The organism is Streptomyces sp. AB3(2024) (assembly GCF_041862025.1).
Classification (GTDB): Bacteria; Actinomycetota; Actinomycetes; order Streptomycetales; family Streptomycetaceae; genus Streptomyces.
In genome coordinates this window covers 54,470-62,455 of sequence record NZ_JBGWAB010000034.1, presented here as the reverse complement: position 1 = coordinate 62,455, position 7,986 = coordinate 54,470, and the positions used below count along the sequence as shown (strand labels likewise).

Here is a 7,986-nt window from a genome sequence, read left to right as displayed (position 1 = left end):
GACGCTCTTCCGATCTCGCTGCGCCCGGCCCGCGCCGGCCAGGGGCGCCCGGCGCCACTCCCGGTCGGCGAGCGCGCGCCCGCGTGCGTAGGCCTCGTAGGCCCGGGGGCTGGTGAACCAGGGGGAGGGGTCCTCCCCGAAGAGGCGGGCGCGGCGGGCGAGGACGTAGCCGAACTCCTCCGGTGTGAGGTAGCCGAGCTTCTGGTGGGTCAGGGCGTCCTCGCGGTAGGCGTCCAGCAGCAGCCAGCCGGCCCCGAGGAAGGCCGCGGCCGTGTCGGTGAGGACCTCGTCGTCGGCGGTGGCGGGGAAGCCCAGGCCGAGGCGGTGCAGCAGTACGTGCGCGACCTCGTGGGCCAAGGCGGCCGCCAGGTCGCGGCGGTGGACGCGGAAGCGGTCGTTGACCTCCACGAAGTACTCGGGGCCCGCCGCGAGCTCCACGGTGGCCGCGTCCCGCATCGGCCGGAAGGCGACCACCATCCGCGCGTCGGGCAGCCGCAGCGCGCGCACCACGGCGGACGCCACCCGGTGCGCCCCCAGGTGCAGGTCCTCCTCGGGACCGAAGGCCGCCTCGGCGGGATCCAGGCTCGTGGCGTAGGCGCGGACCCCGTCGGCGGTCAGCGCGCGAAAGAGCGCGCCGATCGCCGCGCGGACCGTCTCCAGGTGCGGAAATCCGTGCTCGACCGGGCTGGTCCGTCGTCCGTCGTCCGTCATGCCGCCCCCCCGGGCCGGAAGCTGTCCGAAAAGGCCTTCTTGAACCCCGCGATGGCACGGGAGTGTCATGGACGTGTCATGAATCCGATGGCGCGCACAGCCCAACCCCCCACGAAAGGCAGTGTGTTGACCGTGGCCACTCTCGCAAGAGTCCTCAAGCGCACCCTCGCCGCCGGCGCCGTGGCCCTCGCGGCCGTCAGCCTCCAGCCCACCGGCGCCAGCGCCGCCCCAGCCCCCGTCGTCGGCGGAACCCGCGCCGCCCAGGGCGAGTTCCCCTTCATGGTCCGCCTCTCCATGGGCTGCGGCGGCGCCCTCTACACCCAGCAGATCGTGCTGACCGCCGCCCACTGCGTCGACGGCTCCGGCAACAACACCTCCATCACCGCCACCGGTGGTGTCGTCGACCTCAACAGCTCCAGTGCCGTCAAGGTCAAGTCCACCAAGGTCCTCCAGGCCCCCGGCTACAACGGCAAGGGCCGCGACTGGGCCCTGATCAAGCTCGCCAAGCCCATCAACCAGCCCACCCTCAAGATCGCCGAGACCAAGGCCTACGACAACGGCACCTTCACCGTCGCCGGCTGGGGCGCCGCCCGAGAAGGCGGCGGCCAGCAGCGCTACCTGCTCAAGGCCCAGGTCCCCTTCGTCTCCGACGCCTCCTGCCAGAGCTCCTACGGCGCCGACCTCACCCCCGGCGAGGAGATCTGCGCCGGCTTCGCCCAGGGCGGCACCGACACCTGCCAGGGCGACTCCGGCGGCCCGATGTTCCGCCGCGACGACACGAACGCCTGGATCCAGGTCGGCATCGTCAGCTGGGGCGAGGGCTGCGCCCGCGCCGGCTACCCCGGCGTCTACACCGAGGTCTCCACCTTCGCCGCCGACATCAAGGCCGCCGCGGCCGGCCTGTAGCACCGGCCCCGGCCCCTGCTCCCGCGCCCCGCCCTTCCGGCCGCCCCCGACGGGGCCGGAAGGGCGAGGCACGCTGGCCCGAACGTGCGTAATGCCGGCAGAGCCGTCGCGCGCCCGGCCCACCCCCGCCCCCACCCCGTGACACCCTCCCGACGGCCCGCCCCGCGGTCGCGGGCCGACACCCGCCCCGGTCCGACGGGAAGGACCCACCGGCGGCAGCGGGCGACAGCGGGGAAGGCAGCGCATGACGATCAGCGTGGTCATCGCGGACGACCAGGAGATGGTCAGGACCGGCTTCCGGATGATCCTCGAAAGCCAGCCGGACATCGAGGTCCTCGCCGACGTCGTCGACGGAGAGGCCGCCCTCGCCGCCGTCGCCGAGCACCGGCCCGACGTCCTCCTCCTCGACATCCGCATGCCCCGGCTCGACGGACTCGAAGTCACCCGCCGCCTCTCCGGCAGCGATGGCCCGCGCATCGTCATCGTCACCACCTTCGACCTCGACGAGTACGTCCACGCCGCGCTCCACGGCGGCGCCTCCGGCTTCCTCCTGAAGGACGCGAGCCCGGCCATGCTGGTTGAAGCCGTCCGGGCGGCGGCCGTCGGCGACGCCCTCGTCTCCCCGGCGATCACCGTGCGGCTGCTGCGCGAGATGGCCCCGCGCACCGCCGCCGCCCGAGCCGCCCGCCGCCCCGCCGAACCCCTCACCGAACGCGAACGCGAGGTCGTACGCTGCCTCGCCCGCGGGCTGACCAACGCCGAGATCGCCGCCGAACTGTACGTGTCCCTGTCCACCGTCAAGACCCACCTCGCCAACGTCCAGGCCAAGCTCGACGCCCGCAACCGCGTCGAGATCGCCGCCTGGGCCTGGGAGAGCGGCCTCGCCGCCGGCCCCAGGTGACCCCACCCCACCCGCGCCCCTGCCCCGGCCCCCTTGCGCACCCGCACCGGGCGACGGTCCCCCCGCCCCCGGCGCCCGCACCCGGCCCCCGCACGGGCGAGTGCCGGGCGCTCCGCGCCCTCACGGGCCGACGCCGGGTGACCGGCCTCCGTACGGCCCCGCGCCCGGCGACCGGCGCCGCCCCGTGAGCCCGCTCGCGGCGTGGTCGCGACGGCACCCCCGTGCCGCCGACCGGATCCGGATCCTGCTCCCCGTACTCCTCCTCGGCCTCGTCATCATCGAGAGCCTCGTCCTCGCCCGACAGCCCGGCTTCCCGCACGCCACCGTCTGGATCTCCGGCGTCCTCGTCTGCCTCAGCGCCGCCCCCTGGCCCGGCCTCCCCCTCCTCGCCCGCGCCTGGTTCGCCGCCGCCACCACCTGGACCGCCACCCTCCTCCTGATCTTCGGCAACCCGCCCGACGTGGTCTGGGGCGCCGGCGAGGCCATCGCCCTGCTCGTCCTCCTGTCCCAGGTCCTGCTCCGCGCCCCCGCCCGCACCGCCGCCGTCCTCGGCCCCCTCCTCGGCCTCGGCTGCATGGCCGTACCCGTCCGCGACACCGACCCCGGCCGCTTCACCCTGCTCTTCTCCGTCCTCGCCGTCGTCGTCGGCGCCTACTCCCTCCTGCTGCGCCTCCAGGCCGTCCAGCGAGTGCGCGAGCTGCGCGCCGTACGCACCGCCGAACGCCTGGAGCTCGCCCGCGAGCTCCACGACCTCGTCGCCCACCACGTCACCGGCATCGTCGTCGAGGCCCGCGCCGCCCGCTTCACCAAGGTCACCGCCGAACACGCCGCCGAGATCTTCGGCCGCATCGAAACCGCCGGCGACGAGGCACTCGGCTCCATGCGCCGCCTCGTCACGATCCTGCGCCGGGAAGACGCCGCCGCCGCCCCCGCCGGCATCACCCCCGTCGCCGGCCTCGCCGACCTGCGCCGGCTCGCCGAACGGTTCTCCGCCACCGGCCCGCCCGTCGTCCTCTCCATCGAGGAGGGCCTCGACGACCGCCTCCCCGACCACGTCGCCGCCACCGCCCACCGCATCGTCCTCGAAGCCCTCACCAACGTCTCCAAGCACGCCGCCACCGCCACCGCCGTCCGCATCGGCCTGCGCACCGTGCCCACCGGCCTCGAAGTACGCGTCGCCGACGACGGCGGCCGCCCCGCCCGGCTCTCCGACAAGGCCCGCGGCGGCGGCTACGGCCTCGCCGGGATGGCCGAACGCGCCGAAGCCCTCGGCGGCTCCCTCACCGCCGGTCCCGCCCCCGAAGGCGGCTGGCTCGTCACCGCCGTCCTGCCCCTGTGAGGCCCCCGTCTCACTGACCGACCGGACACGGTACCGGCCGCCCCCGCCACGTATTCTCGGGAACCATGAACAACAGCGACATCGACGAGGTCGACGAGAACGTCACCGCCGAACTGTCCCGACTGCGCGACAGCATCGACAACATCGACGCGGCCGTGGTCCACATGCTCGCCGAGCGCTTCAAGTGCACCCAGCAGGTCGGCCACCTCAAGGCCAAGCACCAGCTGCCCCCGGCCGACCCGGGCCGCGAGGCCAGCCAGATCGCCCGCCTGCGCCAGCTCGCCGAGAACGCCAAGCTCGACCCGGCCTTCGCCGAGAAGCTCCTCAACTTCATCATCGCCGAGGTCATCCGCCACCACGAGACGATCGCCGCCGGCGAGGACCAGTAAGCGGAGCCCCCGCCCCCGCTGCCTTCGGCGGCGGGGGCACCGCCCGGCCCCTGGGCCGCGCCACGACCGTCAGGCAGCATGGGCCCCATGTCCGCACTGACGCGCAACGAAGCGCAGCTCCGAGCCCAGCTCCTCGACGTCCACCACTACGCCGTCACCCTCGATCTCACCACCGGCGACGAGAACTTCGACTCCACCACCCTCATCAGGTTCACCGCCCGCACCAGTGGTGACACCTTCGTGGAACTGAAGCCCGACGAACTGCGCTCCGCCACGCTCGACGGCCACCCCCTCGACCCGGCCACCCTCGACGACGACCGCCTCCCGCTCACCGGCCTCACCGAAGGCCCCCACGAGCTGCGCGTCGACGCCCGCATGCGCTACTCCCGCACCGGCGAGGGCCTGCACCGCTTCACCGACCCCGCGGACGGGGAGACTTACGTCTACTCCCAGATGTTCATGGACGACGTCCAGCGCGTCTTCGCCGCCTTCGACCAGCCCGACCTCAAGGCCGTCTTCGAGTTCACCGTCACCGCCCCCGCCCACTGGAGCGTCCTCGCCAACGGCATCACCACCCGCACCGGCGACCGCGACGGCGCCGGCACCTGGACCTCCGCCCCCACCCCCGTCATCTCCACCTACCTCGCCGCCATCGCCGCCGGCCCCTGGCACAGCATCACCACCGAACACGCCGGCCTCCCCTTCGGCCTCCACTGCCGGCGCTCCCTCGCGCCCTTCCTCGACGCCGACGCCGTCGAGATCCTCTCCGTCACCACCGCCTGCTTCGACCGCTACCACGAGAAGTTCGCCGAGCCCTACCCGTTCGACTCCTACGACCAGGCCTTCGTCCCCGAGTTCAACGCGGGCGCCATGGAGAACCCCGGCCTCGTCACCTTCCGCGACGAGTTCGTCTTCCGTTCCGCCGTCACCGACACCGAACGCCAGACCCGTGCCATGGTCATCGCCCACGAGATGGCCCACATGTGGTTCGGCGACCTCGTCACCCTCGCCTGGTTCGACGACATCTGGCTCAACGAGTCCTTCGCCGAATACATGGGCTACCAGACCCTCACCGAAGCCACCCGCTTCACCGACACCTGGACCGAATTCGGCGTCACCCGCAAGGCCTGGGGCTACGACGCCGACCAGCGCCCCTCCACCCACCCCGTCGCCCCCGGCCCCGACGACGTCCCCGACACCGCCTCCGCCCTCCTGAACTTCGACGGCATCTCCTACGCCAAGGGCGCCTCCGCCCTGCGCCAGCTCGTCGCCTGGCTCGGCGAGAAGGACTTCCTGGCCGGCATCAACACCCACTTCGCCCGCCACAAGTTCGCCAACGCCTCCCTCGCCGACTTCGTGGACTCCCTCGCCGCCCACACCGACCGCGACGTCCACGCCTGGGCCGAGATCTGGCTGCGCACCACCGGCGTCGACACCCTCGCCCCCCACATCGAGGACGTCGGCACCGGCGAGGGACCCGGCGGCTGGACCCTCACCGTCGACCGCGACGGCAGCCGCCCCCACCGCATCACCGCCGGCACCTACACCCTCGCCCCCGACGGCCTCCTGGAACGCGCCGAGCTCCTCGACCTCGACGTCCCCTCCGACGAGATCCTCTCCGTCAGCGGCCCCCGCCCCGCCCTGCTCGTCCTCAACGACGGCGACCTCACCTTCGCCAAGGTCCGCCTCGACGACACCTCCCTCGAAACCGCCCTGCGCGGCCTCTCCCGCATCCCCGACCCCCTCACCCGCACCGTCGTCTGGGGAGCCCTGCGCGACATGGTCCGCGACGGCGAACTCGAACCCGAGGCCTACCTCGCCACCGCCGAGGCCCACCTCCCCGAGGAAACCGACCTCGCCGTCGTCCAGGGCGTCCTCACCTTCGCCCGCACGCACGTCGCCGACCAGTACACCGACCCCGACCGGCGCGCCGCCGCCCTCGCCACCCTCGGCTCCATCGCCCGCGACCTCCTGCGCCGCACCGAGGACGGCACCAACCCCGGCCTGCGCCTCGCCGCCGTACGCGCCCTCATCTCCTGCGCCACCCAGCCCGACACCATCGCCGCCTGGCTCGCCGACGGCACCATCGCCGGCGGCCCCGCCCTCGACCCCGAACTGCGCTGGAGCATCCTCGCCCGCCTCGCCGTCCTCGGAGCCGTCGACGAAGCCGCCGTCGACGCCGCCCTCGCCGCCGACCCCAGCGCCACCGGCCAGGAAGGCGCCGCCCGCTGCCGCGCCGCCCTGCCCACCCCCGAGGCCAAGGCCGCCGCCTGGCAGCGCCTCTTCCACGACGACACCCTGTCCAACTACCTCTTCACCGCCACCGCCCAGGGCTTCTGGCAACCCGAACAGGCCGACCTCGTACGCGAGTACGTCCCCCGCTTCTACCCCGACGCCGTCGCCCTCGCCGCCCGCCGCGGACCCGCCATCGGCCAGGCCGCCGGCCGCTGGGCCTTCCCCGCCCACGCCGTCGACCAGGCCAACCTCCAGACCGGCCGCACCTGCCTGGAAGACCCCGCCATCCTGCCCCTGCTGCGCCGCCAGCTCGTCGACCGGCTCGACGACCTCGCCCGCGCCCTGCGCGTGCGCGGAGCCTGATCAGCGCAGACAGCCCACCACCCGCACCGACACCCGGGCCGTGGCCGTCAGGCCACTGTCCGGATCGGTGGCGGTGAACGTCAGCGGATACGTCCCGTCGGGCAGCAACGGCACCACGAAGCCGCCCGACGGGCCCGCCCCCAGCACCACCGGCCCGTCCGGCCCCGTCAGCCGCCAGTCCGCGTACCGCGGATCGGTCAGCGGCCGGTCCCCCGGCCGCGTCCGCGCCGTCCCCGCGAACACCTCCTCACAGCCGCGCCGCACCTGCCCGCCCGCACCCGGCCGCTGGATCGACACCACCGGCGGCTGCGGCTGCGCCGGGGGACCGGAGGACGTACGGCCCGGTGTCCCCGGGACGCCCGTGCCGGAGGAACCCCCCCCGGCCCGTTCGGGGCTCCGGACGTACGGGAGGACGGCGACGGCCCGGGGGAGCGGCCGGGAGCCGACGGGGTGCCCGCACTCGCGGACGCGCTCGGGGACACCCCGGGGGAGACGCCGGGGGACGCCCCCGGCGAGACCGTGACCGCCGTCGGCCCGGGCGGCACCACCGCCGCCGACGGCAGGTCCGGCCGTACGACCACCGGAGCCGAGGCCCCCTTCGACGGCGAGGTCGGCGCCCCCGGGATCGACCCGCACACCACGCCCGCCAGCAGCGGCTGCCCCGCCGGCACCGCCGACGTCCGCAGCTCCTGGTCGTCCGCGCCGTGCGCCCGCGCCTCGAAGTACCCGTTGCCCGTCAACGTCTCCCGGTCACTGTGCTCGATCCACACCGAATCCCGGTACAGGTCCCCCGCCCGCTGCTGGTTGACCCCCGTGACGTGCCAGTCCTTCACCGTCCGCCCCGACGGCACGCCCGCCGCCACCGGAGCGTCCGCCGAGGCGTACAGCCAGCCGTCCCCGAAGAACCGCTGCGGGGCCTCCAGCGCCCCCGACTCGTTGGACGCAGGGAACCGGAAACCCCCGCCCACCACCAGCCGCCCCTTCGGACACCGCACCACCGCCTCCGCGGCGCCACCCGCCGAAACCGGCACCTCCACACCCACCACCGACCAGTCGTTCACCTTCACGCACACCGGCCGCACCCCGACCGCGAAATTGGCCTGCGGCGGCTGCGGATCCACGATCCGCGTCCTGCGCACCAC

Annotated in this window: 7 protein-coding genes; 5 read left to right on the top strand and 2 right to left on the bottom strand. The window is 74.2% G+C overall.

Going from position 1 to position 7,986, the window contains the following annotated elements:
• Positions 1–711 (bottom strand): hypothetical protein (locus ACEPPI_RS16490; RefSeq protein ID WP_373915969.1); only part of this gene is annotated, 711 nt, incomplete at its 3' end.
• 87 nt (positions 712–798) lie between these two features.
• On the opposite strand from ACEPPI_RS16490, the gene ACEPPI_RS16485 reads away from it, so the two are divergent.
• The 5 genes from ACEPPI_RS16485 (at position 799) to pepN (ending at position 6,844) form a co-directional block, all read left to right on the top strand.
• On the top strand, positions 799–1,617 hold the full coding sequence (locus ACEPPI_RS16485) for a trypsin-like serine protease (protein ID WP_373915968.1): 819 nt from the start codon (positions 799–801) through the stop codon (positions 1,615–1,617).
• Between the two features lie 244 nt (positions 1,618–1,861).
• Positions 1,862–2,518, top strand: coding sequence for a response regulator (locus ACEPPI_RS16480; RefSeq protein ID WP_373915967.1), 657 nt, complete (start codon positions 1,862–1,864; stop codon positions 2,516–2,518).
• 184 nt (positions 2,519–2,702) lie between these two features.
• Positions 2,703–3,857 carry a sensor histidine kinase gene (locus ACEPPI_RS16475; RefSeq protein ID WP_373915966.1) on the top strand — a complete coding sequence of 385 codons (1,155 nt, stop codon included), beginning with the start codon at positions 2,703–2,705 and terminating at the stop codon, positions 3,855–3,857.
• A gap of 65 nt (positions 3,858–3,922) precedes the next feature.
• A complete protein-coding gene (locus ACEPPI_RS16470) occupies positions 3,923–4,246 on the top strand; it encodes a chorismate mutase (protein ID WP_030242160.1) in 324 nt (107 codons plus the stop codon).
• 87 nt (positions 4,247–4,333) lie between these two features.
• Positions 4,334–6,844, top strand: a complete 2,511-nt coding sequence (gene pepN, locus ACEPPI_RS16465) for an aminopeptidase N (RefSeq protein WP_373915965.1) — start codon at positions 4,334–4,336, stop codon at positions 6,842–6,844.
• On the opposite strand, the gene ACEPPI_RS16460 is transcribed toward pepN, so the two are convergent.
• Positions 6,845–7,480, bottom strand: a complete 636-nt coding sequence (locus tag ACEPPI_RS16460) for a hypothetical protein (RefSeq protein ID WP_373915964.1) — start codon at positions 7,478–7,480, stop codon at positions 6,845–6,847.
• Positions 7,481–7,986 lie beyond the last annotated feature (506 nt).

Coding starts and splice junctions, on each gene's coding strand:
- ACEPPI_RS16485 (WP_373915968.1), top strand. CDS start 799: ATGGCGCGCACAGCCCAACCCCCCACGAAAGGCAGTGTGTTGACCGTG.
- ACEPPI_RS16480 (WP_373915967.1), top strand. CDS start 1,862: ATGACGATCAGCGTGGTCATCGCGGACGACCAGGAGATGGTCAGGACC.
- ACEPPI_RS16470 (WP_030242160.1), top strand. CDS start 3,923: ATGAACAACAGCGACATCGACGAGGTCGACGAGAACGTCACCGCCGAA.
- pepN (WP_373915965.1), top strand. CDS start 4,334: ATGTCCGCACTGACGCGCAACGAAGCGCAGCTCCGAGCCCAGCTCCTC.